The 23,962-nt window shown below is 67.7% G+C and carries 21 protein-coding genes; 10 read left to right on the forward strand and 11 right to left on the reverse strand.

Annotated features, from left to right (window positions below; all coding sequences use genetic code 11):
- The first annotated feature begins 91 nt into the window (after positions 1 to 91).
- The 4 genes from CJ226_RS04430 to trxA all read left to right on the forward strand — a co-directional run bounded on the left by CJ226_RS04430 (position 92) and on the right by trxA (position 5,342).
- Positions 92 to 2,287: a DUF6049 family protein gene (locus tag CJ226_RS04430; RefSeq protein ID WP_102208453.1), complete on the forward strand. Its 2,196-nt coding sequence runs from the start codon at positions 92 to 94 to the stop codon at positions 2,285 to 2,287.
- Complete coding sequence (gene murJ / locus CJ226_RS04435; protein ID WP_102208454.1) at positions 2,280 to 3,896, forward strand: murein biosynthesis integral membrane protein MurJ; 1,617 nt, start codon at positions 2,280 to 2,282, stop codon at positions 3,894 to 3,896. Before CJ226_RS04430 ends, murJ begins: the two co-directional genes overlap by 8 nt.
- A gap of 79 nt (positions 3,897 to 3,975) precedes the next feature.
- The gene (gene trxB, locus CJ226_RS04440; protein WP_025102858.1) at positions 3,976 to 4,950 is read left to right on the forward strand and encodes a thioredoxin-disulfide reductase; all 975 of its coding nucleotides are present in this window, start codon (positions 3,976 to 3,978) and stop codon (positions 4,948 to 4,950) included.
- Positions 4,951 to 5,018: 68 nt separating this feature from the next.
- Entirely contained in the window at positions 5,019 to 5,342 is a 324-nt protein-coding gene (gene trxA, locus CJ226_RS04445; protein WP_025102859.1) for a thioredoxin, read from the forward strand.
- A gap of 72 nt (positions 5,343 to 5,414) precedes the next feature.
- Here trxA and CJ226_RS04450 read toward each other — a convergent pair whose 3' ends face one another.
- From CJ226_RS04450 to rpmH, 11 genes are all read right to left on the reverse strand, one after another.
- Positions 5,415 to 5,939 carry a GrpB family protein gene (locus CJ226_RS04450; RefSeq protein ID WP_062637735.1) on the reverse strand — a complete coding sequence of 175 codons (525 nt, stop codon included), beginning with the start codon at positions 5,937 to 5,939 and terminating at the stop codon, positions 5,415 to 5,417.
- Between the two features lie 5 nt (positions 5,940 to 5,944).
- Positions 5,945 to 6,280, reverse strand: a complete 336-nt coding sequence (locus tag CJ226_RS04455) for a hypothetical protein (RefSeq protein ID WP_025102860.1) — start codon at positions 6,278 to 6,280, stop codon at positions 5,945 to 5,947.
- 9 nt (positions 6,281 to 6,289) lie between these two features.
- Positions 6,290 to 7,738 (reverse strand): sugar porter family MFS transporter, encoded by a 1,449-nt coding sequence (locus CJ226_RS04460; protein ID WP_082803015.1) that lies wholly within the window; start codon positions 7,736 to 7,738, stop codon positions 6,290 to 6,292.
- Positions 7,739 to 7,799: 61 nt separating this feature from the next.
- Entirely contained in the window at positions 7,800 to 8,774 is a 975-nt protein-coding gene (locus CJ226_RS04465) for a ParB/RepB/Spo0J family partition protein (protein ID WP_062637731.1), read from the reverse strand.
- Positions 8,774 to 9,697, reverse strand: a complete 924-nt coding sequence (locus tag CJ226_RS04470; RefSeq protein WP_062637729.1) for a ParA family protein — start codon at positions 9,695 to 9,697, stop codon at positions 8,774 to 8,776. Before CJ226_RS04470 ends, CJ226_RS04465 begins: the two co-directional genes overlap by 1 nt.
- A 3,163-nt stretch (positions 9,698 to 12,860) precedes the next feature.
- Positions 12,861 to 13,508, reverse strand: a complete 648-nt coding sequence (gene rsmG / locus CJ226_RS04475) for a 16S rRNA (guanine(527)-N(7))-methyltransferase RsmG (protein WP_062637727.1) — start codon at positions 13,506 to 13,508, stop codon at positions 12,861 to 12,863.
- Between the two features lie 24 nt (positions 13,509 to 13,532).
- Positions 13,533 to 14,024: a R3H domain-containing nucleic acid-binding protein gene (locus CJ226_RS04480; protein WP_062637725.1), complete on the reverse strand. Its 492-nt coding sequence runs from the start codon at positions 14,022 to 14,024 to the stop codon at positions 13,533 to 13,535.
- Positions 14,021 to 15,091: a membrane protein insertase YidC gene (gene yidC / locus CJ226_RS04485; protein WP_060921330.1), complete on the reverse strand. Its 1,071-nt coding sequence runs from the start codon at positions 15,089 to 15,091 to the stop codon at positions 14,021 to 14,023. The genes CJ226_RS04480 and yidC overlap by 4 nt, the downstream gene beginning before the upstream one ends.
- A 3-nt stretch (positions 15,092 to 15,094) precedes the next feature.
- Positions 15,095 to 15,445, reverse strand: a complete 351-nt coding sequence (yidD, locus tag CJ226_RS04490; RefSeq protein WP_102208455.1) for a membrane protein insertion efficiency factor YidD — start codon at positions 15,443 to 15,445, stop codon at positions 15,095 to 15,097.
- Positions 15,442 to 15,792 (reverse strand): ribonuclease P protein component, encoded by a 351-nt coding sequence (gene rnpA, locus CJ226_RS04495; RefSeq protein WP_102208456.1) that lies wholly within the window; start codon positions 15,790 to 15,792, stop codon positions 15,442 to 15,444. Before rnpA ends, yidD begins: the two co-directional genes overlap by 4 nt.
- A 6-nt stretch (positions 15,793 to 15,798) precedes the next feature.
- Positions 15,799 to 15,936 (reverse strand): 50S ribosomal protein L34, encoded by a 138-nt coding sequence (gene rpmH, locus CJ226_RS04500; RefSeq protein ID WP_022879826.1) that lies wholly within the window; start codon positions 15,934 to 15,936, stop codon positions 15,799 to 15,801.
- A gap of 224 nt (positions 15,937 to 16,160) precedes the next feature.
- Between rpmH and CJ226_RS04505 the strand changes: the two genes are divergently transcribed.
- From CJ226_RS04505 to gyrB, 6 genes are all read left to right on the forward strand, one after another.
- Positions 16,161 to 16,775 carry a hypothetical protein gene (locus tag CJ226_RS04505; protein WP_102208457.1) on the forward strand — a complete coding sequence of 205 codons (615 nt, stop codon included), beginning with the start codon at positions 16,161 to 16,163 and terminating at the stop codon, positions 16,773 to 16,775.
- Positions 16,776 to 16,959: 184 nt separating this feature from the next.
- Complete coding sequence (gene dnaA, locus CJ226_RS04510; RefSeq protein WP_062637717.1) at positions 16,960 to 18,351, forward strand: chromosomal replication initiator protein DnaA; 1,392 nt, start codon at positions 16,960 to 16,962, stop codon at positions 18,349 to 18,351.
- Between the two features lie 482 nt (positions 18,352 to 18,833).
- Positions 18,834 to 19,976: a DNA polymerase III subunit beta gene (dnaN, locus tag CJ226_RS04515; protein WP_025102872.1), complete on the forward strand. Its 1,143-nt coding sequence runs from the start codon at positions 18,834 to 18,836 to the stop codon at positions 19,974 to 19,976.
- Positions 19,977 to 20,028: 52 nt separating this feature from the next.
- Entirely contained in the window at positions 20,029 to 21,243 is a 1,215-nt protein-coding gene (recF, locus tag CJ226_RS04520) for a DNA replication/repair protein RecF (protein ID WP_062637716.1), read from the forward strand.
- A complete protein-coding gene (locus CJ226_RS04525; protein WP_025102874.1) occupies positions 21,236 to 21,745 on the forward strand; it encodes a DUF721 domain-containing protein in 510 nt (169 codons plus the stop codon). Before recF ends, CJ226_RS04525 begins: the two co-directional genes overlap by 8 nt.
- Positions 21,746 to 21,863: 118 nt before the next feature.
- Positions 21,864 to 23,945 (forward strand): DNA topoisomerase (ATP-hydrolyzing) subunit B, encoded by a 2,082-nt coding sequence (gyrB, locus tag CJ226_RS04530; protein WP_025102875.1) that lies wholly within the window; start codon positions 21,864 to 21,866, stop codon positions 23,943 to 23,945.
- Positions 23,946 to 23,962: the final 17 nt, after the last annotated feature.

The following is a 23,962-nucleotide window of genomic DNA, read 5'->3' on the forward strand; positions in this document are numbered from 1 at the left end:
GCGTCTTCAGGGTTCTCCTCCCTCCGGCCTCCTAGAATCGCAAGGTCAGTACTCACGATCCGCCTCCTCCCGGCGTTCGAGGAAGACCTTCATGACCGCGATCACTCCCGAGACGGGCCTCCGCGCGCGCGTGCGCCGGCTCGCGGCGTTCGTGGTCGCCGCCGGCGTCTGCGCCCTGGGCGTCGGCGAACCGGCGATGGCGGCGGACGAGCCCCCCGCGGCCGACGAGCAGCGGGTGGACCTGCACGTCACGGCGGGCCTGCGCGGCACCGTCGCACCGGGCACCTCGACCTCGGCCGTCGTCACGATCGACAACGAGACCGCATCGGAGCTCTCCGCGGGCCGTGTCGAGGTCGAGCTCGGCACCACGCCGCTCAGCGACGATGCCGCTGTCACGGACTGGCTGGAGGAGGGTCGTGCCGCCGGTTCGTTCCTGCCTCTCGGCGACGAGACCACGAAGACGGCCGAGGCCGGCGGCTCCGCGACGACCACGGTGTTCGTGCCGCAGGAGACCCTCACGCCCCTCGCGCCCGGAGTGTACCCGCTGCGGGCGGCTCTGAGCGATGCCCGCACGAAGGACACCTCAGGAGGGCGCACCACCACGTGGGATGCGAGTGCGACGACCGTCCTCGTCGTCACCTCCACGCCGACCAGTCCGATCGGAGTCCTCGTCCCGATCACCGCCACCCCGGCCGGCGGCGCCCTGCTGAGCGCGGAGGAGCTCACTGAGCTCACCGCACCGGACGGCGACCTCACCGCGCAGCTCGACGGCGTGGCCGGGACGACGGCCGTGCTCGCTCTCGACCCCGCCATCCCCGCCGCCATCCGCGCCCTCGGGACGGCTGCCCCCTCGACGGCCACGGAATGGCTGGAGAGGCTCGATAAGCTCCCCAACGTCCGATTCGCCCTGCAGTTCGGCGACGCCGATCTCACCGTGCAGGCCCAGGCCGGTCTCCCGGACGCCCTGACTCCGCTCCCGCTGACCTCTCTGCTCGACCCCGCGGCTTTCCCGCAGCAGCGCGCCGTGACCCCGACGACCACGCCGGGCGCCCCCACCACGCCGTCTCCCTCATCGTCGGACGAGCCCGCTCTCCCGACGGACCAGGAGCTGCAGGAGATCAGCGGTGCCCTCCCGGGGATCGTCTGGCCGGACACCGACCTCACGCAGAGCGACCTCGCGGCGTTCTCCGGCTACCTGGACGGGAGCGCGACCACGGTCGTGTCCTCGGAGGCGGTCGGTGGGCGCAGCGCGGCACATGCGAGTTCCGGCGGGCAGGACCTCCTCGTCACCGACGCCGCGACGTCGGCAGCCCTGTCGGCAGCCGCGGCGGAACCCGCCTCGACGCCCCGCCAAGGGCTCCTGGCGGAAGCGGCGGCGCGGCTGTTCCTCGCCGGAGCGCGGGCCCCTGGCGCTCCCCTTCTCGTCGGCCTGGAGCGCGATGAGAATCGCTCGGCCGAGGCTCTTCGCGACGCGATCTCGGCCGCGGACTCCATCGGCTTCGAGTTCTCAGCGGTCCGCGCAGCCCCAGCCGTTCCCGTGGCCGTGGCGGAGACAGCCGCAGCGACGCGGGCCCCCGACCTCGCGAACCTTCTCACCGACGAAGGCTCCCTCACCGCCTTCGCCACGATCCTCAGCGACCCGCTCGTGCTGCTGAGCCCCGAGCGCATCCGGATCCTGCGCACCATCGCAGTCGGCTCGTCCGACGCCGCCTTCGCGGAGAAGGTCGCGGATCACCGTGCCCGCACCACCGAGACGCTCGGAGCGGTGAGCATCCCCGACTCCAGCACGATCCAGCTGCTCACGGCCAACGCCGACCTGCCGATCGCGGTGCGCAACGACCTCCCCTGGCCCGTGTCCGTGCGGCTGTTCGCCTCGCCCAGCGATCCGCGCCTCGAGGTGGAACCCGTGATCGACGTCCAGGTGCAGGCGAGCTCGACGACCAGGGCGAAGGTCCCCGTCTCCGCCCGGGTGGGCAGCGGCGAACTCGATCTGCGTCTCGCGCTGACCAGTCCGACGGGCGTGCCGATCCAGTCGCAGCAGACCGTCCGCGTGGCGGTGCGAGCAGAGTGGGAGACCATCGGCCTCGTCATCTTCGGCGGCCTGGCGGTGCTGCTCATCGCTCTCGGGGTGGTCCGCACCGTGCGCCGGAAGCGTCGGGAGGCGATCGAGGAGCAGGCCGTGGAGGCCGCGGTCGAGGAACTGATCGAGGAGAAGGAGGCGGAGGCGGCCGTGCAGGAGCACCACGACGGTCCGGATGCCCCGCCCACGAAGGAGTCGAGTGAGTAGTCTCGGGCGCGCCAGCGCCATCATCGGCGCCGGCACCATGGTGTCGCGCGTGACCGGGCTGCTGCGCAGCATCGTCCTCGTGGCGGTGATCGGCTCGTTCAATTCGGGGCCGGCCGACGCGTTCGCCGCGGCGAACACTCTCCCGAACAGCGTCTTCTCCCTCATCTCCGTCGGCATCCTCACCGCGGTCATCGTGCCGCAGATCGTCAAGGCCACCGCAGATGCCGATGGGGGCAACACCTTCATCTCGAAGCTCTTCACCCTCGGCACGGTCGTGCTGGTGGCCGTCACGGCGATCGCCACGATCGCCGCCCCGTGGCTCGTGCAGATCGTGGCCGGGGGCCTGTCCTCGACCACCCAGGCGCTCGCGACCGCGCTCGCGTACTGGTGTCTCCCGCAGATCCTCTTCTACGGCCTCTACGCGCTGCTGGGCGAGGCTCTGAACGCGCGGCGTATCTTCGGGCCGTTCACCTGGGCCCCCGTCGTCAACAACATCGTCTCCATCATCGGGTTCCTGATCCTGGGATGGGCCTTCTCCCCGGTCTCGCGGAACTCCGCCGACTGGACGCCGGAGATGATCGCGACGCTCGGCGGCACGGCGACCCTCGGCATCGCCGTGCAGGCGCTCATCCTGCTGCTGTTCTGGAGGCGGACCGGGCTGTCCCTGCGTCCCGATTTCCATTGGCGGGGCGTCGGCCTCGGCAACGTAGGCAAGCTCGCGGGGTGGACCTTCCTGATGGCCCTGGCCTCGCTCTCCGCGGGCGTGCTGCAGGGCAACATCGTCAGCAACGCGTCGGAGTCGGGTGCATCGCTCGCCGTGACGGCCAACGCCTGGCTCATCTTCATGCTGCCGTATTCGGTCATCGTGCTGTCGATCGGAACCCCGTACTTCACGCAGATCAGCGAGCACGCCGCCGCAGGTCGCGATGACGAGGTCCGCGGGGACATCTCGCGCAGCATCCGCACTCTGCTGTTCTTCATCGTCGCCGCCGTCGCCGCCGTCGCCGCCGCGGCCATCCCCGCCTCCCGCGTCTTCACCGAGAGCCCCTCGGATGCCGAAGGCGCGGCCATCGTCCTCCTCTGCTATCTGATCAGCCTCATCCCGCTCACGATCCTGTTCATCGTCCAGCGCACCTTCTACGCCTACGACGACACGCGCACCCCCTTCTGGTTCACGATCTTCCAGTGCACGTTGATCGTCGTGACCGCACTGGCCGCGGCCGCGCTCCTGTCCGCAGAGGTCATCGCCCTGACCCAGCTGGCTGCCGCCGTGGCTCTCGGCCAGTCCATCGCCAGCACGCTGCAGACGATCGTGGCGACCTGGCTGCTGCATCGCAAGATCGGCGGGCTGGGCGTCCTCTCGTGGATGCGTGCCCTCGCGCTCTTCGCGATCGCCGCGATCCCGGCCGGTCTCGCCGGCTGGGGCACCTTCCTCCTCCTCGGCGGGACAACGGGATGGGCGACGTCCGGAGTCATTCCCGGCACCCTGGCGACCGCCGTCATCGGACTCGTCGTGGTGCTCGTCTACGTCGCGATCCTCGCGGTCTTCCGCGCCCCGGAGCTGAAGGCCGCCGGCGGGCTCGTCCGCCGCTTCCTGCCCGGCCGCTGACGCGGGAATGCCCCGCGGTTACCATGGGTTGAAGCAGTCGGACGTCTTTCGACGGCACCGCCTTTCTAACGGAGATCACATGCGTCAGGTCATCATCATCGGCTCCGGCCCCGCCGGATTCACGGCTGCCATCTACGCGGCGCGCGCGAACCTGGAGCCGCTCCTCATCGCGAGCTCCGTCGAGGTCGGCGGAGAGCTCATGAACACGACCGAGGTGGAGAACTACCCCGGCTTCCCGGAGGGCATCCAGGGCCCCGAGCTCATGGCCAAGTTCCAGGAGCAGGCCGAGAAGTTCGGCACCGAGGTGCTCTACGACGACGTCACCGAGCTCGACGTCGCCGGTCCCGTCAAGAAGGTCACCCTCGGTTCGGGCGCCACCCACGAGGCGAAGACCATCATCTACGCGACGGGTTCCGCCTACCGCAAGCTCGGTATCGAGGGCGAGGAGCGCCTCTCCGGCTTCGGTGTCTCCTGGTGCGCCACCTGCGACGGCTTCTTCTTCCGTCAGAAGACGATCGCCGTCGTCGGCGGCGGTGACTCGGCGATGGAGGAGGCCACCTTCCTCACGCGCTTCGCGGACAAGGTGTACGTCATCCACCGCAAGGACACCCTGCGGGCCTCGAAGATCATGCAGGAGCGCGCCTTCGCGAATGAGAAGATCGAGTTCGTGTGGAACAGCGAGGTCGTGGAGATCCTCGGCGACAACGCCGTCTCGGGCGTGCAGCTGCGTTCCACGGAGGACGGCTCGCTGCGCGACCTGCCCCTCGACGGCCTGTTCATCGCCATCGGCAACGACCCGCGCACCCACCTCGTCCACGAGAAGCTCGAGCTCACGCCCGAGGGGACGATCTGGGTCGACGGTCGCTCCTCGCGCACGTCGGTTCCCGGAGTCTTCGCCGCCGGCGACGTGATCGACCCCACGTACCGCCAGGCCATCACCGCCGCGGGGACGGGCACGATCGCGGCCCTCGACGCCGAGCACTTCCTCGCCGACCTGGAGGACTCCTCCGTCGAGGTCCCCGCGGCCGAGGCCGCCGAGGTCATCACGGCCTGACGACGGCCGGGAACACTTTCCCCCCGCCCGTTGTTGCAACAGGCGAACCTCGAACAAGGAGAACTCTGATGAGTGCAAAGGCAACGAGCCAGGCGACCTGGGAGCAGGACGTGCTGCAGGCCGATGGTCCCGTGCTGGTGGACTTCTGGGCCGAGTGGTGCGGTCCGTGTCGTATGGTCGCGCCGGTGCTGGACGAGATCCAGTCCGACAACCCCGACAAGATCACCATCCTCAAGCTCAACGTGGACGAGAACCCGGAGCTGGCCATGAAGTACCAGATCACGTCGATCCCGGCGATGAAGGTCTTCCAGGGCGGAGAGGTCAAGACGACGATCATCGGCGCCAAGCCGAAGTTCGCCCTCGAGCAGGATCTCGCCGCTTTCCTCGGCTGATCCCCCCGACCACGAGAAGGGCCGCACCTCCGGGTGCGGCCCTTTTCGCTCTCTCCGGGCCCCTGAGCGTGGTCAGCGCTTGTCGTACACGTCCACGGGTTCGAGACCGCGCGCGGCCCGGGCGCTGTTCACGATCTCCTGGATGACGGCCGTCTTTCCCGCGTTGTAGGAGCACACCCCGTCCGCCGCCACCCGCGCTGCGTCGTGCGTGGCGCGCTCGTATCGCTCCGCGTCTGCCGGATGCGTGCGTAGCCAGTCCCGCAACAGGCGCTGGGGCGCGAGATCCCACTCCGCGGCAGGGAAGAAGTGCGCGATGGCGAGGCGCTCCCCCGCCGACTCTCGGATCATCACCGGATGCGTGCGAACCCCGCTGCCCGTGCGCCAGCCGGCCGCCTCCAGTGTGGGCCTCCGGACGCCGAACTGCTCCCCTGTCTCCATGCGCACCGCGAGGTCGATGACCGGCTTCGCGCTCATCCCGGGAATCGCGGTCGAGCCGATGTGCTCGATGATCCAGTCGTCCGCACCGGCCGTCCGCATCGATGAGGCGAACTCCTCGAACCGCTGCGGCCACGACGGGTCGGAGGGAACGAGGAGCATCGGCGTCAGGAGGCGTCGGCGATGCGCGGGTCCCAGCGACGGTGGCGCTGCTTCTCGTCCAGAAGCCCCCAGACGGCCGGTGTGAGCTCCGGGTACTCGAGGGCGATCTGGCGCAGCACCCGGTAGTGTCGTGCGGCATTGGGTCGCACACCGTCGTTCGCAGCGATGTTGTCCGCACGGAGCAGGTAGACGACGAGTTCGTCGACGCTGGGCAGCTCCTCCATGAACTCCCAGGGGTCCTCACCGCCCAGAAGGCGCTCCTGGACGAGGACGGCGAGTTCGTCCGACGCCTCGGCGCGCAGCACTTCCAGGCTGGCGCGACGGGGGACGGATTCGGTCATCCCTCCAGCCTACGCGCGTGCGCGACGGGGTCGGCGCTCCACCTTGGCATCTTCGCTCATGTCCTCGAGCTCGCGGCCCTTGGTCTCCGGCACCTTGAAGAACACGAAGAAGAACGACAGCAGCGCGAAGAACGCGTAGAAGCCGTACGCGAAGGTGAGGCCGATCTCGGCGAACGCGGGGAACGTCGTCGAGATGAAGAAGTTGGCCACCCACTGCGCGGCCGCGGCGACGGCGAGGGCGCCGGCACGGATCGAATTCGGGAAGATCTCGCCCAGGAGCACCCACACCAGCGGCCCCCAGCTCGCACCGAAGAACACGACGAAGCCGTTGGCGCAGATGAGCGCGACGGTGGCCCAGGGGTCCGGGAGCGTCGCGGTTCCGGAGGCGTCGAGCGTGCCGAACGAGAAGGCGAGCGCCATGAGTCCGAGGGTCACCGTCATGCCGACCGAGCCGACGAGGAGCATGATCCGACGACCGACCCGATCGACGAGGAGGATCGCGACGATCGTGACGACGATGTTCGTGACGGAGGTGATGACGGACGTGAGGAGGGCACTGGACTCGTCGAAGCCCACCGACTGCCACAGCGTGGTCGAGTAGTAGAAGATGACGTTGATGCCGACGAACTGCTGGAACACCGACAGCAGGATGCCGACCCAGACGATCGGCTTGAGTCCCAGCCGGCTCCCCCGCAGATCCCGCAGCGACTCGGAGCGCTCCGTATCGATCGTGCCCGTGATCTCCTTGATCTTGGCTTCGGTGTCGATCGTCCCCGTGACGGTCTGGAGCACTTCCGCGGCGCGCTTCACCTCGCCCTTGCGGACCAGGTAGCGCGGCGACTCCGGCAGCCGCAACGACACGAGTCCGTAGACGAGCGCGGGGATGGCCGCGACCATGAACATCCACCGCCACGCGGTCAGGCCCCACAGCGGCTGGTCGGCCTCCCCCGCGATGCCCGCGAGCAGGGCGTCGGACAGGAGGGCGGCGAAGATGCCGAGGACGATGGCGAGCTGCTGCAGCGATCCGAGCCGACCGCGGATCGCTGCCGGCGAGACCTCTGCGATGTACGCGGGTGCGATCACCGACGCCGCACCGACGCCGAGTCCGCCGATCACGCGCCAGATGATGAGGTCGACGACGCTGAAGGCGAGACCGGAACCGATCGCCGAGACGAAGAACATGGCCGCGGCGACCACCATCACGGGGATGCGTCCGAACTTGTTCGAGACGGGCCCGGCGAACCAGGCGCCCACGGCGCAGCCGATCAGGGCGGACGACACGGCGAAGCCCTTGAGGCCGGTTCCGAGATCGAAACCGGAGACGTCTCCGGCCAGAGCGTCGACGGCGCCGTTGATCACCGCGGTGTCGAATCCGAAGAGGAATCCGCCCAGAGCCGCCGCGATACTGACGGCGATCACGCGACGCTTGATACTCGCTGGATCAGCTGGTCTGGACATGACATCCCCCTCGCATCGTCAAGATGACGCGAGTCTATGGCACCCCCGACCAGGGACGCGGTCACCGCGCGGAGCCGTACCCTTCTTCGCCCAGCTCCTCGAGAATGCGGTTCAGATCCTGGATCGATGCGAAATCAATCGTGACCTGGCCTTTTCGGGCACCCAGAGAGATCCGGACGCGCGTGTTGAGCCGGTCTCCGAGCTTGCCGGCGACCTCGTCCAGGTAAGCCCGCCGCGCACCCGGGGTGGGCTTGGGAGTCTTCCCTGCGGACGGCTGCGACTTGGCGGCTTCCTCCGTCGCGCGAACGGACAGGTCTTCATTGACGACCTTGTCCGCCAGCCGCTGCATCGCCTCCGGAGAGTCCACGCTGAGGATCGCGCGCGCGTGTCCGGCGGTCAGCACACCGGCGGCCACCCGCTGCTGCACCGGCACCGGAAGCTTGAGCAGGCGGATGGTGTTGCTGATCTGAGGGCGGGAGCGACCGATGCGCGTGGCCAGCTCCTCCTGGGTGATGCCGAAGTCGTCGAGGAGCTGCTGGTAGGCCGAAGCCTCTTCGAGGGGATTCAGCTCCGAGCGGTGGAGGTTCTCCAGCAGCGCGTCCCGCAGGAGATCCTCGTCGGCCGTGTCGCGGACGATGGCGGGGATCGCCTCGAGTCCGGCCTCGCGGGCGGCTCGCGTGCGCCGCTCCCCCATGATGAGCTCGTACTCGCCGTCGCTGTTCTTCCGGACGACTACCGGCTGCAGCACGCCGAACTCGCGGACGCTGTGCACGAGTTCCGCGAGATCCTCGGGGTTGAAGTGCGTGCGGGGCTGCCGCGGGTTCGGCACGATCGCCTGTGGGTCGACCTGGATCAGGTGGATCCCCGGCACCGCCTCGAGTTCGGTCTCGGGCGCGGCGTCGGCGCTCGTGGAGGGAGCCTCGGGGGTCGGAGCGATCTTCGCACCAGGGAAGAACACGTCGACGGGACGCTCGGTCTGGTCCGCCGTCGGGATGAGGGCGCCGATGCCGCGGCCGAGTCCAGTGCGCTTCGCCATTATTTCTCCTTGCTCTGCGTCTGTCGCGACGCGATTTCGACGGCGGCCTCGCGGTACGCGATCGCCCCGGCGGACTGACCGTCGTAGGCGATGACCGTCTGGCCGAAACTGGGGGCTTCCGACACACGGACGGAGCGCGGAATCACGGTGTCCAGCACCTGCGAGGGGAAGTGGGACCGCACCTCTTCCGCCACCTGCTGGGCCAGCCGCGTCCGTCCGTCGAACATCGTGAGGAGGATGGTCGACAGATGCAGACCCGGGTTGAGGTGCTTCTGAATCATCTGGATGCTGCCGAGCAGCTGGCTCAGACCCTCCAGGGCGTAGTACTCGCACTGGATGGGGATGAAGACCTCGTTCGCGGCTGTGAAAGCGTTGATCGTGAGCAGTCCGAGGGAAGGGGGGCAGTCGATGATGACGAAGTCCACCGGATGGTCCGCGAGGTAGTCCTCCAGCGCACGGCGGAGGCGGTGCTCGCGCGCCACCTGTGCGACCAGCTCGATCTCGGCACCCGCCAGGTGGATGGTGCTCGGCGCGCAGAAGAGATTCGGGCTCTCAGGGCTGGGCTGAACGATCTCCGCCAGGGGGAACTCGTCGATGAGGACATCGTAGACACTCGGGGTGTCGGCGTTGTGCGGCACCCCGAGGGCCGTGGAGGCGTTCCCCTGCGGATCGAGGTCGATGACGAGGACCTTCGCGCCCAGTCCCGCCAACGCGGATGCGATGTTCACGGCGCTGGTGGTCTTACCCACGCCGCCCTTCTGATTCGACACCGTCAGGATGCGGGTATCGCCACTGAAGTCGACGGAAACCCCTTCCAGCGCGCGGCGCCGGGCGGAGAGATCCGCGATTTCTCGCGCGAGGGGTGTATCCATCCCGAACGACTCGTTCGACGATGCCTTCTCGGACTGTTTCACGTGAAACATCCACTCCTTTCGGGGCCGCGTTCCACTCTAATCGCAGGGACCGACCTCGCATCACAGGCGCGACCAGGGAGCAGAACGCGCGCCTCCCGCAACGCGTCCCCCGAATGGACTGCATGGTGCGGACACAGACGTTTCACGTGAAACGCCTGCTGCCCTCTCGATCTGAAGATCGGCCTCAGCGCCACGTCTTGTTGCCGTGTCGTGCGGTGTGACGGGGGAAACTGGCTCCGCTGTCATCCGCGTCCCCAGGATCGCGTCGGGTCGAGAGCAGGCTTCCGTCAGGTCCGCGAATCAGCGCCTCGTTCACCAGATCCGTGGCGCTACGAGGCCCTGGCACGCCCGCCTCGGCAAACCGCAGATACCCCTCCCCGCCCCGCCGATGTTTCCGCGCAGTCCGGCAGCCCTGAATCCGTAAGGGCCCCGCCCCTGGGGCTCGTGCCGAGACATGGGCATTCCAGCACGCGCCCCCCGACCACTACGCGTCGTAATCCGAGACCGAGATTGCCGACACAGCGCCAGGCCGCCAGCCGCCAGCGCCCACAAAGCCCGCCTTTCTTGTCCGTGTCTGGGCGCCCCCTGCACCCGTCTAGCTCACCCGCACCACGCCATCCTCGTGTGAACGTCCACGCCGACCCTTGGTAGACCCCAGGAACACGGCGTAGTCCGCGTGCGCCGGGTGTTCCGGCCGCGCCTGCCTCCACCCGTCGCTGCCGCACGGGCCATGAGTGACGCACCCCCGGCACGCGCGATTCACGGGTCCGGTGAGCACGCACTGCTCATCATGTGTGAGAACAGGCGTAGAGTCCACACTTTCTGTGCCGTTTCACGTGAAACGCCCAGGGGTGCCCCCCTTGAGGCGAGCGCTCGCTTCATGTCGCCTGGTACCGCAGGTGATCCAGTAGGCCGGCGTCGTGCGACACCTTTCGAAGACCACGGGCGCTGACGCCCCCGGGAGTGCGCCCCCCACGCCGTCGCGCGATCGAGGAGCCAGCACCGGTTCTCGCCAGGGCCCGGCCCCGCGCCCGCCGCGACACCCCTAGGTCAACACACGAGTCCCGTGCGCACCCCGTCGAACCACGGCCACCGGTCGGTGCTCGGTCACGAACGAGACGTCCATGCGGTCCCCCCTCCGGAAAGCACAACTCACTCGTCCGCGCCCGCCGGGGTGCGCGCTGCCGCCTACAACCCAGAAAATCAGACAGCCCACGCCCGCCCCCCCTACGGGAGCACCCGCGCCGACCGCGACCGCGTACTGCCATCCCAAAGACCGCGTGCACCACAGTGAGCGCGACGAACACACGCCCGATCCCCCACGACTGACGCCCCACGACAGACTGACTCTCAGCGCGACGGGGTTCGCCAGATCACACAACCGCCTCCACCCCCGCCGCGCACTCGCGGCGGGGTTCACGTGAGACGGCTGTACGACGCCCGGAGCTCGGCTCTGCGCGCTGCGATCCTGGGCCGTCATCGCCGCGCAGTATGGACGCTGGGCTTGGTTCGCGAGAGGGCTATTCCCTCCACTGCCCGCCGTGCTTCCTCAGCTGCTGTCGGCCACCGTTTCACGTGAAACCGCCGGACGAGGGCCCGACGCTCGGCTCCGCGCGCTGCCGCCCTTGTTCAGCGCTGCCGCCCAGCATGAGGCACTGGCCTTAGATAGTGCGACGGGCCGTACCCGCTGCTGGCCACGCTCCCCTGCTGCTGTCCGCCACCGTTTCACGTGAAACATAGGCGCCGCACCCCACGCTCGGCCCTGCGCGCTGCACTCCCTGCCGAATCCGACGCGCAGCATCGGGCACCGAGCGCGGACAGCAAAGCCATGACCCCACTCACCGAGAGCCCTGCGCCCCCACCCAGCGTCCCCACCGTTCCTCGTGAGACCGCCGCGCAGCTCCCGACTCCCGGGCCTGCTCGCTACGCGCCTGACCCAAAGTCGCCGCGCGGCAGTACGTACCGGCCTCCGACAGCGAGACGGCATCTCCCCTGAGCGCCAGGGCGGGGCCCTCAGCTGCAGCCAGATGCCGTTTCACGTGAAACGACCGCCCACCTCCTCCACATTGCACCGGAGGTTCGGACGCCAGACGTCGCGTCTGCCGACGACACACCTCCGTGGTCCTCCCGTGCCTTACGGACCCTTGGCGAGCCGCAGTCGAGACACCTCGTCGCCCTTGTTGCACGTGAAACGGACCGGAGCCGACAGGGCGGGTCAAAACGACGCGGACCCCTCTCGTTAGGGCGTCCGAGTGGCTGAGCCCAGCCCATCGTCCGCGCCGTCGCGAGTACGCGCTGAGCAGGTCAGCGCTCGCATTGCTACCCGACTTCGAATCTGGGCGCTGCCCTCCGGATGACGGGCCCCACAACACGTGGAGCCAGACGTTCGTTACGAGTGGTTCGGCCCGGTTCTCGAACACCGTCTGGGACCCCCGGCCCCTGCTCGTGCAGGCATCGGAGCCCAGACTTGGCGACTCCCGCAAGACAAAGAATGGCAACAGTCACCGCGCGGACGCCGCCCCACCCCCAACGGGCGACGCGCGCGGCCCCCATCACTCGGATGGGCCACGTCCTGCCCTCCCCGGCAACACCTCCACCTCACCATCGCGCCGCTGGCACAACGACGTCAGCGGTACCCGCTGATGAAGCCGCAGATCGACACCTGTCAACGTATCGGCGTACGGCACTGTGCCATACTCCCCTGCGTTGCTGGCAGACCTTCTGGACGATGCAACTTTCCAGGCATGACGCCGTTTCACGTGAAACTACTTGAGTCCGCTACAGGGAGATCTGCCGTAGACCGCCCGTACTGCAGAGCTCACTCGCGCGATGCAGAGATCGAACCCGTCCAGTTCGCCGCAGCAAGTCGCAGGAGGGCCCATTGCGCGACGCACCGACTCAGCGAAGCCCAGCCTTGGCGCCTCGATCAGCGGAACATGAAGTCCATCGATTCGACAGCAGGACCAACCATGGCGGGGCGCGGTGAACGACGACCGCTCCGACTTCCATCCGTCCGAACACGTCCACAGCCGCAGCGGAGCGTCCCATGTCAGGTGTTCGCACGACAGCTCGTCAGGGAGAGAGATATCCAGGCGCAGTGTCGACGGGGCCGGGAACGTGAGGCACGGTAGGACACCGGGTCAGTCTCGTGTCCCAGGAAACGGCGACGTCTTCAGCGCACGGAGGCGCGGACGACCCGAGTGGTCTCCGGGAGCAATCCCTCGCCCAGGACCTCGACGCGAACATCCGCAAGCTTGAACTTCGCGATCTGCTTCCTCGCCGCTTCGATCTCGTTCGCGGCGTTCATCCCCTTCAACAGGGCCAGTTCCCCACCATCGCGGACCAGCGGAGCGGTGAGAGGGATCAGGGTCCGCAATGCGCTCACCGCTCGAGCCGTGACGACATCGAAGGCACCCTTCGCCCGCACGTCCTCGGCACGCGCGCGGAGAATGGTGACATTCGTGAGTTCCAGGTCGTTCACTTGCTCAGTCAACCAATTGATCCGACGCTCCATCGGCTCCACGAGCGTCCACGACACGTCGGGCCGCGCGATCGCGAGCACCAGACCGGGCAGTCCGGCCCCGGACCCGATATCCGCGACGGAGCCGTGGAAGAGGGGCGCGGCGATCGCGCTGTTCAGGATGTGGCGCGTCCACAAGCGCGGCAGTTCCAGCGGTCCGATCAGGCCCCGCTCCTCCCCCTCACGCGCAAGGGAGTCCGTGAACCGTCGAGCGAGCTGCAGTCGCTCTCCGAAGATCCGGGCAGCGACTGCCGGCTCCTGCTCGACGGTCTTCTCGCCGGGATCCTGAGTCTCGGACACGTTCCAGCGCTCGCCTTCCGCGCGTCAGTGCCGACGCAGGACCGTGTGTCGGTCCGCGCCCTCGCCGTACGACTCGGAGACGAGCCCTCGCTCGGCGGCGATGTCGTGGACCAGCTTGCGCTCGTAGCTCGACATCGCCGGCAGCGAAGCCTGCGACGAACCCTCATCGAGCTTCGCGGCGGCGGCCTCGACCAGAGTCACGAGCTGACGGCGCCGCGCGTCGCGGGATCCACCGATGTCGAGGATGAGGCGCGAGAACGAGCCCGTCTTGTTCTGCACCGCGAGACGCGTGAGCTCCTGCAGCGCCTGCACCGTATCGGGAGCGGAGAGCAACGCGAGCGCGTCACCCTCGGCCTCGACCGAGACGTACGCACGACCCTGACGGACGTCGAGGTTCAGATCACCGTCGATGTCTGCGATGTCGAGCAGCTCCTCGAGGTAGTCCGCCGCGACGTCCCCCTCGTTCTCGAGCTGCGCCACAGTGGGCTCTGTGCTCCCGGTCACGACCTCGCTCATGACGCGTTCCCCTTCTTCTTCGCACGCTTCTTGCCGACCGGCTGCTGCCGCTTCGGCGCCGCCGCCTTCGCCTTCTCGGCCTCCTCGAGCAGACGCTGCTGCTCGGCTTCGTATGCAGCCATCGGGACCACCTTGCCGGAGGAGTCGATCGCCTTCCCCTTGCGGGCGAGTCGCTCCTCGCGGGCCTTGGCGGCTTCGGAACCGGGAGTCGGCATCTCACGAATGACGAGGAACTGCTGACCCATGGTCCAGAGGTTCGAGATGAACCAGTACACGACCACGCCGAGCGGGAAGAAGACACCGGAGAAGATGAAGCCCAGCGGCAGAACGTAGAGCATGATCTTCTGCATCTGGTACGCCTGGCCGGTCTTGGCCTCCGGCGAGAGGTTCTTCGAGATGATCTGCAGCTGCGTGAAGAACTGCGACGCGATCATCAGGACGACCAGGGTGATCAGGATGATGATCGCCGTGACGTTCTGGGCCTCGATCGCGTTGCCGAGGTTCTCGTGCAGGGACGCGACGCCGAAGAGCTTGGCGTCGTAGAACTCCTGCGTGAGCTCCGCGCTCAGCAGCCCGACACCGCCGACGCCCTGCGTCGCATGCTTGCTGACGTCGCTCAGCACGCTGTAAAGCGAGAAGAAGATCGGCATCTGCACGAGCAGCGGCAGACAGCTCGACATCGGCGTCGTGCCGTGCTTCTTGTACAGCGCCATCGTCTCGCGGCTCATCGCCTCGCGAGAGAGCTGGTCCTTCTTGCCGCGGTACTTCTCCTGAACTTTGCGCAGTTCAGGAGCGATTTCCATCATCTTCCGCTGGCTCTTGATCTGCTTCACGAACAGCGGGATGAGCGCTGCACGGACCACGATCACGAGGCCGACGATCGAGAGGACCCAGGTGATGCCGGACGCCGCAGGGAGACCGACGGCCGTCAGCAGCCAGTGCCAGGCGACGAGGATGAGCTCGACGACCCACTTCAGCGGCCACAGGATCGTGCCGAGCAGATCGAATCCGCCGGATGCCGGTTCCGGGCTGGGGGTGGCACTGGCGAACAGAAGGTCAAGACCCACCGATCAGTCCTTTCGGGAGGGGACGACGAAACCGTGTGCGGTCAGGTCGTGACGGAAGTGTCGATGCGGTGTGACGTCGTCGACGCCTCCGCGAGACCAGGGGTTGCAGCGGAGGATGCGCCACGCCGAGAGCAGAGCCCCCCGCACGGCGCCGTGCTGCTGCACCGCACCTACAGCGTAGGCGGAACAGGAGGGGTAGTACGCACACACGTCCCCGTACATCGGCGAGACCACCTTGCGGTACCCCGCCAGAAAAGCCAGCACGGCGTTGCGCGGAAGGAGCGGAATGCTCCGGAGCACGTCGCGTCCGTGCATCTCGCCCGTGCCCACTGACGACGCCGGCAACGCGGTCATGATGTGGCCTCGACGGGCTCGAGCCGAGCGAGACAGCGGTGCACGTCACTGCGGAGGTCCGCATACGACGCGGTCGCCGACGCAGGAAGGGCACGGATGACGACATCCGTGCCCTGAGGAACACGCGGGAGCGCCTCCGCACAGACGGCTTTGAGTCGCCGACGGACGGTGTTGCGCACCACGGCGGTGCCCACCTGCTTGCTGATGATGAAACCGAAACGCGCTGCTCTGCTCTCACCCGTCGCCAGCATCGAGGTGAGGACGCGGGCCCCGCCACAACGCGATCCGCGTCGAACGACCAGTCGGTAGTCGCTCCCGCGGGTCAAACGGAACGGGCGGGCGAGCACAGCTGCTTACGCGGAGAGCTCGGTACGGCCCTTCGCGCGGCGTGCCGAGAGGATGGCACGGCCGGCGCGGGTGCGCATGCGAGCACGGAAGCCGTGCTTCTTGGCGCGACGACGGTTGTTGGGCTGGAAGGTGCGCTTGCTCATGAGATCACTCCGGGAATGCTGCCACCGGATTCACTTCGACCGGAGACATAGGGAACTGCCATACAGGCATAAGTCAACCGATTAAGGGTACGTCTTGGCGGCGCGCAGGGCAAATCTACCGTACGACCGTTCTCGTCCGCCCCGCGCGCGAGGGCGCCATCCGGCCGTCGATATGCTATCCGGACGGCCGATGAGCGGACGTGCCGTGCCAGCGAGAGGCCGCGATGACCCAGCAGCAGACCCCCTCCTCCGACTCCGGATCCGGGCCCGCCGGCGACGGCGGGGCAACACGTGCACTCTCCACCGCGGCGATCGCCACGAGCGCTGTCTCCCTGATCGTCCTGGTCGCCCTCGCTGTTCCGTACTACGCGCTCCAGAATCCTTGGCTGATCCCCGTGTTCGTCCTCGGCGCGGCAGCCGCGATCGGCGGTATCGCCGTCAGCGTCCGTGCACGACGGGCACCGTCGGCCGCGCGCCGGTCCGCCGGTCTCGGAGTGGCGGGGGCCGTCGCCGCCCTCATCCTCGCCCTCATCCTGCTGGTCGTCTTCCTGCTCGGACTCTGGTCGCCGCCGCTGAACACGGTGTTCCTCGAAGGAACAGGACCGCAGTCCGGGGTGACAGCCACCTTCAGCAGCGACACCGAGACCAGGACCCTCCCCTGGTCGGCGGTCGGGAACGCGCAGTACACCACGTCGGAGTCGTCGGCCTGGATCACGATCACGGCACCCACCGACAGCGACGATCAGACGGTGGGATGCAAGATCTACTGGAACGGCGAGCTGGTCGTCGAGGAGACGTCGGATTCCGGCACGGTCAGCTGCGAGTACGACGCCGACTGAAGGTACTCGCCTCCGCTCCACACAGGAGCTATCCACAGCCTCGGCCACCGCGACGGAGCCGTCACAGGGCTTGATTCTCCGCGGCAGGTTGCCGTTCCCGACGACGATGACTAGCGTGGGCATCCGTAGTTATCCACAGGGCAGCCTCTCCCGCGCTCCCTTCCCGAACATCGTCCGGAGCACCATGTCCTCACCAGCCCAGCCCGAAGTGCCGATCTGGACCACGGTGCAGGAGCTGCTGGAAGCCGACGACCGGGTCACCCCCCAGCTCCAGGGGTTCCTGAGTCTCGCGGTACCGGCCGGCGTGATGTCGGCGACGCTCTACCTCGAGGTGCCGAACGACCTCACCGCGGCCCAGATCAACAAGCGCCTCCGGCTGCCCATCATGGAAGCCCTCGCGCACGTCGGTGACGAGGTGACCTCCTACCGGGTCGTCGTGAACCACGAACTGGCCGAGCAGCCCACCGCCCCCATCGCCGTCGCGGACTTCGGTCGGCAGGAACCGGCGCGAGCCGAGTCCCCGATGGAGCAGCCCGCGGCCGTGCGTCACGAGTCGCGCCTCAACCCGAAGTACACCTTCGACAACTTCGTGATCGGCCAGTCCAACCGGTTCGCCCATGCCGCGGCGGTCGCGGTGGCCGAAGCGCCGGCCAAGGCGTACAACCCGCTCTTCATCTACGGCGACTCCGGACTGGGCAAGACCCACCTCCTCCACGCCATCGGCGACTACGCGCAGTCCCTCTATGCGGGGGTCAAGGTGCGATACGTGTCGAGTGAGGAGTTCACGAACGACTTCATCAACTCGATCGCGAACAACCGCGGTGCCGCGTTCCAGGCCCGGTACCGCGACGTGGACATCCTCCTCATCGACGACATCCAGTTCCTCCAGGGGCGCGCGGAGACGCAGGAGGCGTTCTTCCACACGTTCAACACCCTGCACGATCACAACAAGCAGGTCGTGATCACGAGCGATGTCGCGCCGAAGCACCTGACCGGCTTCGAGGACCGCATGCGCAGCCGCTTCGAGTGGGGCCTCATCACCGACGTGCAGGCACCCGACCTCGAGACCCGCATCGCGATCCTGCGCAAGAAGGCGCAGAGCGAAGCCCTCCACATCCCCGACGAGGTGCTCGAGTACATCGCCACGGTCGTGTCCTCGAACATCCGCGAGCTCGAGGGCGCACTCATCCGCGTCTCGGCGTTCGCGAGCCTGAACCGCTCGGCCCTCGACATCTCCCTCGCCCAGACCGTGCTGCGGGACATCATCGACACGGCCGAGGACAACATCATCTCGCCGACCGACATCATCACGGCGACCGCACAGTACTTCAAGCTCACCGTCGACGATCTCTACGGCTCCAGCCGCTCGCAGCAGATCGCCACCGCCCGGCAGATCGCCATGTACCTCTGCCGTGAGCGCACCAGCCTCTCCCTCCCGAAGATCGGCCAGCTCTTCGGCAACCGGGACCACACGACGGTCATGTACGCCTACAAGAAGATCAGCGAGCTCATGAAGGAGCGCCGCTCGATCTACAACCAGGTGACCGAGATCACCACGCAGCTCGGTCGTCGCTGACGCCTGAGCGCACGAGAGGGACGCCATCCGACACCGGACGGCGTCCCTTCGGCGTTTGACAGGTCCCCGACTGCCGGATCAATGCGTCTATGCACATGTGGATAACTTGTGGATGACCGTGGAACGCGCCGACGCAGATGTGTGTCGATCGGGGAAACCTGTGGATAACCGCGGGAAGGTCGAATCGCGATGGACCCTCGTCCACCCGCGGATTCCTCAGGGTCTCCACAAGTGACAAGTGTGTAGTTCCCTACTCGCGCTTGCTTTCCACCGACTTATCCACAGTATCCACAGGTGTTAACACCGTTAAGGAGTTAAGTCATTCAGGGTGCGATCCGATCACCAGACGGTGGGGAGAACCGGTCCGGCGCATGACAAGTCCTCCGGCGTAGGGAAGCGCAGGACTGTGGGGCTAGCATGGGATTCCCTGCACAGGCAGGGCCCGACGACGACCCGTCATGTTCGACGACAAGGGAGCACCCGTGAGGTTTCAGGTCAACCGCGATGTCTTCAGCGAGGCTGTGTCCTTCGTCGTCAAGCTGCTCCCTCAGCGCAATCCGCAGCCGATCCTCGCCGGAGTGCTGATCGAGGCCGATGGTTCGGGACTCACGCTCTCGGCCTTCGACTACGAGGCCTCCGCACGGACGACCATCGAGGCGACGGTCGAGACCCCGGGCACGATCCTCGTCCACGGCCGCCTGCTCTCGGACATCGCGAGCCGCCTCCCGAACGCCCCCATCGAGATCGCCGTGGAGGATGACGGCGGGATCGCGGTGACCTGCGGCTCGGCGCGCTTCACCCTCGCGGCCATGCCGGTCGAGGAATACCCGTCGATTCCCGAGGTCTCCGGATCCTCCGGCGTCGTCCCGGCCGACGAATTCGGCACCGCGATCGCCCAGGTCGGCTTCGCCGCATCCCGTGACGACGTGACTCCGGTGCTGACGGGTGTCCAGCTCGAGGTCACCGGACACACGCTCAGCCTCGTCGCCACCGACCGCTACCGGGTCTCGCTCCGCGACGTGCCCTGGGACGGGGAAGCCGTCGAGGCGACCGCGCTGGTCCCCGCTCGCACGCTCGTCGAGGTCGGCAAGACCTTCGGGCACGCCGGCACGATCCAGATCGCGTTCTCCGGAGCCGGAGACCGCGAGATCATCGCGTTCACCGCCGGCAACAAGACCGTGACCTCGCTGCTCATCAAGGGCAACTTCCCCCCGGTCCGGCGCCTCTTCCCCGAGCAGACCGACCACTACGCCGTCGTCAACACCGCCGACCTCATCGAGGCCGTCCGCCGTGTCTCCCTCGTGCTCGACCGCGCCGCGCCGCTGCGCTTCACGTTCTCGACCGACAGCGTCACGATGGACGCCTCCGGTAGCGAGCATGCCCGCGCCTCCGAGTCGGTCGACGCCATCCTCTCCGGCGGTGACGAGGTGACGCTGGGGCTCAACCCGCAGTACCTCATCGAGGCGCTCGGTGCGGTCAAGAGCGAGTTCGTGCGGGTGACCTTCACCTCCAGCGACAACGCCAACAAGCTCAGCCCCGTCCTCATCACCAGCCAGACCTCGGTAGACCAGGCAGGCCTGGACTCGTTCAAGTACCTGCTGCAGCCCAACCTCCTCCTGCGCTGAGCGCGAGCTCTCGCCCCGAGGGAGTGTCCGACCCGAAAGGTAGGCTGGCTCCGTGATTGTGGAGCACCTCAGCCTGGTCGATTTCCGCAATTACGCGACCGCGGAACTCGCCCTGCACCGAGGGCCGAACGTCCTCGTCGGGCGCAACGGCCAGGGCAAGACGAATCTCGCCGAAGCCGTGGTCTTCCTCGCGACGCTCGGGTCGCATCGGGTGTCGTCCGACGCTCCGATGGTGCGAGACGGCCAGGACTACGCGGTCATCCGTGCGCGGCTCTCCCACGGTGAGCGGCGTGTGCTCGTCGAGGTGCAGCTCAATCGGCAGGGGTCGAACAAGGCGCGCATCAACGGCTCGCCGTCGAAGACCAATGAGCTCCCCCGCTACGCGCACGTCGTCCTCTTCGCGCCGGAAGACCTTCAGATCGTCCGTGGAGACCCGTCGGCTCGGCGCCGGTTCGCCGATCAGCTCCTCATCCAGCGCACCCCGCGCCTCGCCGCGGTCCTGGCCGACTACGATCGCGTGCTCAAGCAGCGCAACGCCCTTCTCAAGTCGGCGCGGGCGCGCGGCATCCGCGGCGAGGCCTTGAGCACCCTGGATGTCTGGGACGACAAGCTCGTCTCGCTGGGATCGGAGATCATCACGGCGCGGCAGCGGTTGGCCGCCGATCTACAGCAGCCGGTGGCCGATGCCTATGCGGCGATCGCGGGCGCCGATCACCGACCGCAGCTGGACTGGGCCCTGTCCGTCGCCGGCAGCGATCCGGAGGACGACGACGATCGGGACGCCGCCGACGGCTCCACCCCCGTGGATGACGTGCGCGCAGACTCCCGTCGCATCGCCGAGATGTTCCGCGCCTCCCTCGCCGCGAAGCGATCGAACGAGCTCGACCGCGGTCTCACCCTCACCGGACCCCACCGGGACGATCTGGTGCTGCGGGTCCGCGACCTCCCCGTGAAGGGCTACGCCTCGCACGGCGAGTCCTGGTCGGTCGCGCTCGCTCTGCGGCTGGCATCCGCCGAGCTGCTGCGCAGCGAGTCTCCCGCCGGCGACCCGGTACTCATCCTCGACGACGTCTTCGCCGAGCTGGACGCTGATCGGCGCCAGCGTCTCGCCGCCCTCACGGCGGGCTATGAGCAGGTGGTGGTCACCGCGGCGGTGGAGGAGGATATCCCCGATGTGCTCCACGCCCACGTCGTGCGCATCGCAGCGGGCACCATCACCGACGAGCGCGACCGGTCGCAGGAAGAGGAGGGTGCGCAGGATGACTGACGTCGTCACGGACAGCGCAGCTCCGGCGGAGGCGCCGGAGACCGTCGCCACCTATCTGCGGCTGCGCGGGCTCAAGCCCAGCGCCAAGAACTGGAAGCGCAAGCGACGGATCTCCGTCGACGACGACAACGCGCCGTTCACTCCCGGACGCGATCCGGGAACCCTCGGTGCGGTCCTCGACACCCTCACCCGCGAATCCGGCTGGGAGACGACGCTCGCGCGGGAGGACCTCGTCCGGCAGTGGGCCGACCTCGCCGGAGCGGACACCGCGAAGCACTCGGAGCCGGTGTCGCTCGAGCGCGGACTGCTCACCGTGAAGTGCGATTCGACGGCGTGGGCGAAGAACCTGCAGTTCATGCGTGCGACCATCCTCACGGAGATCGGACGACGGTATCCGGAGGCGGGGGTGGAGAACCTCCGCTTCATCGGACCGGACGTCCCCTCGTGGAAATGGGGTCCCAGAGCCGTTCCAGGGCGGGGCCCGCGCGATACCTACGGGTAGGGCACCATGCAAGGGGTCCGAAACGCTCAGAGGGCCACACGCGGCCGTTGAGCGGCATTTCGACTCGAAACCCGGCTAGAATGGGAGTTCGAGATATCGATCTGGAGAATGCCCTCTGATGACGCCTGAATCCCCTGCTGACGAGACGGAACCGAACAACGACGCTTCGTCGGGCTCACAGGCCGGAGAATCGGCGGCACCCGCACCGAAGAAGCAGCAGCCCGGTGAGTACGGCGCCGACTCGATCCAGATCCTCGAAGGACTCGAGGCCGTGCGCAAGCGCCCCGGCATGTACATCGGCTCGACCGGACCCCGCGGACTGCACCACCTCGTCTACGAGATCGTCGACAACTCCGTCGATGAGGCGCTGGCCGGCTACGCCGACACGATCCTCGTCACCCTTCTCGCCGACGGCGGCGTGCGCGTGGTCGACAACGGGCGCGGCATCCCCGTCGACCCGCACTCCTCCGACCCGTCGAAGTCCACGGTCGAGGTCGTGCTCACGATCCTGCACGCGGGCGGCAAGTTCGGCGGCGGCGCCTACGCCGTCTCCGGCGGTCTGCACGGCGTCGGATCCTCGGTGGTGAACGCCCTGTCGACCCGCTTCGACGTGGAGGTCAAGCAGAAGGGCTTCGTCTGGCGGCACAGCTTCGCCGAGGGCGGCGTCCCGCAGCAGAAGCTCGAGAAGGGCGAGGCCACCGAGGAGACCGGGACGAGCATCACGTTCTGGCCGGACGCGGAGATCTTCCAGGAGACGGTCGAGTTCGACTACGACACGCTCCGCACCCGGTTCCAGCAGATGGCGTTCCTCAACAAGGGACTGCGCATCGAGCTGTCCGACGAGCGGCCGGAGTCGGCGTACGAGACGGAGGAAGACGGCCAGGCGGTCACGAAGCAGCCGAGCGACGTCTTCTTCTACGAGCGCGGTCTCGTCGACTACGTCGAGTACCTGAACAAGGTGCGCCACGCCGAGGTCGTCAACGAGGAGATCATCGCCTTCGAGTCGGAGGACACGGCGCGCAAGATCTCGCTCGAGGTCGCGATGCAGTGGACCACGTCCTACACGGAGAACGTGTTCACCTACGCGAACACGATCAACACACACGAGGGCGGCACGCACGAGGAGGGCTTCCGGGCGGCGCTCACCACGCTCGTCAACCGCTACGCCCGTGCGAACAACCTCCTCAAGGAGAAGGACGACAACCTCTCCGGCGACGACGTGCGTGAGGGGCTGACCGCCGTCATCTCGATCAAGCTCGGCGAGCCGCAGTTCGAGGGTCAGACCAAGACCAAGCTCGGCAACACCGAGGCGAAGGCCTTCGTGCAGAAGGTCGTCGGCGATCAGCTCGGCGACTGGTTCGACCGCAACCCGACCCAGGCGAAGAACGTGATCCGCAAGGCGATCGACGCGGCGACGGCACGCCTCGCCGCCCGCAAGGCGCGCGAGACGGCTCGACGTAAGAGCGTCTTCGAGTCGGCGGCGATGCCCGACAAGCTCAAGGACTGCACGAGCAAGGACCCGTCGATCAGCGAGATCTTCCTCGTGGAGGGCGACTCGGCCGGTGGTTCGGCGGTGCAGGGTCGCGACCCGCACACGCAGGCGATCCTCGCGCTGCGCGGCAAGATCCTCAACGTCGAGCGCGCGCGTCTCGACAAGGCGCTCGGCAACAAGGAAGTCCAGGCGATGATCCAGGCCTTCGGCACGGGCATCGGCGAGGAGTTCGACATCGAGAAGGCGCGGTACCACAAGATCGTGCTGATGGCCGATGCCGACGTCGACGGCCAGCACATCACCACCCTGCTGCTCACGCTGCTGTTCCGCTACATGCGCGGACTCATCGAGGCCGGCTTCGTGTACCTCGCGATGCCGCCGCTCTACCGCCTCAAGTGGTCGAACGCGGCGCACGAGTACGTGTTCAGCGACGCCGAGCGCGATGCGCTGCTGGCCTACGGGCTGGAGAACGGCAAGCGCATCCCGAAGGACGCCGGCATCCAGCGCTACAAGGGTCTCGGCGAGATGAACGCCAAGGAGCTCTGGGAGACCACGATGGACCACACCACCCGGACGCTCCGCCAGGTGACCATCGAGGACGCCGCCGCCGCGGACGAGATCTTCAGCGTGCTGATGGGCGAGGACGTGGAGTCGCGTCGGAGCTTCATCCAGCGCAACGCCAAGGACGTCCGGTTCCTCGACATCTGATCACCGCGGGGTCCCTG

The organism is Microbacterium sp. UMB0228 (genome assembly GCF_002871415.1).
Classification (GTDB): Bacteria; Actinomycetota; Actinomycetes; order Actinomycetales; family Microbacteriaceae; genus Microbacterium.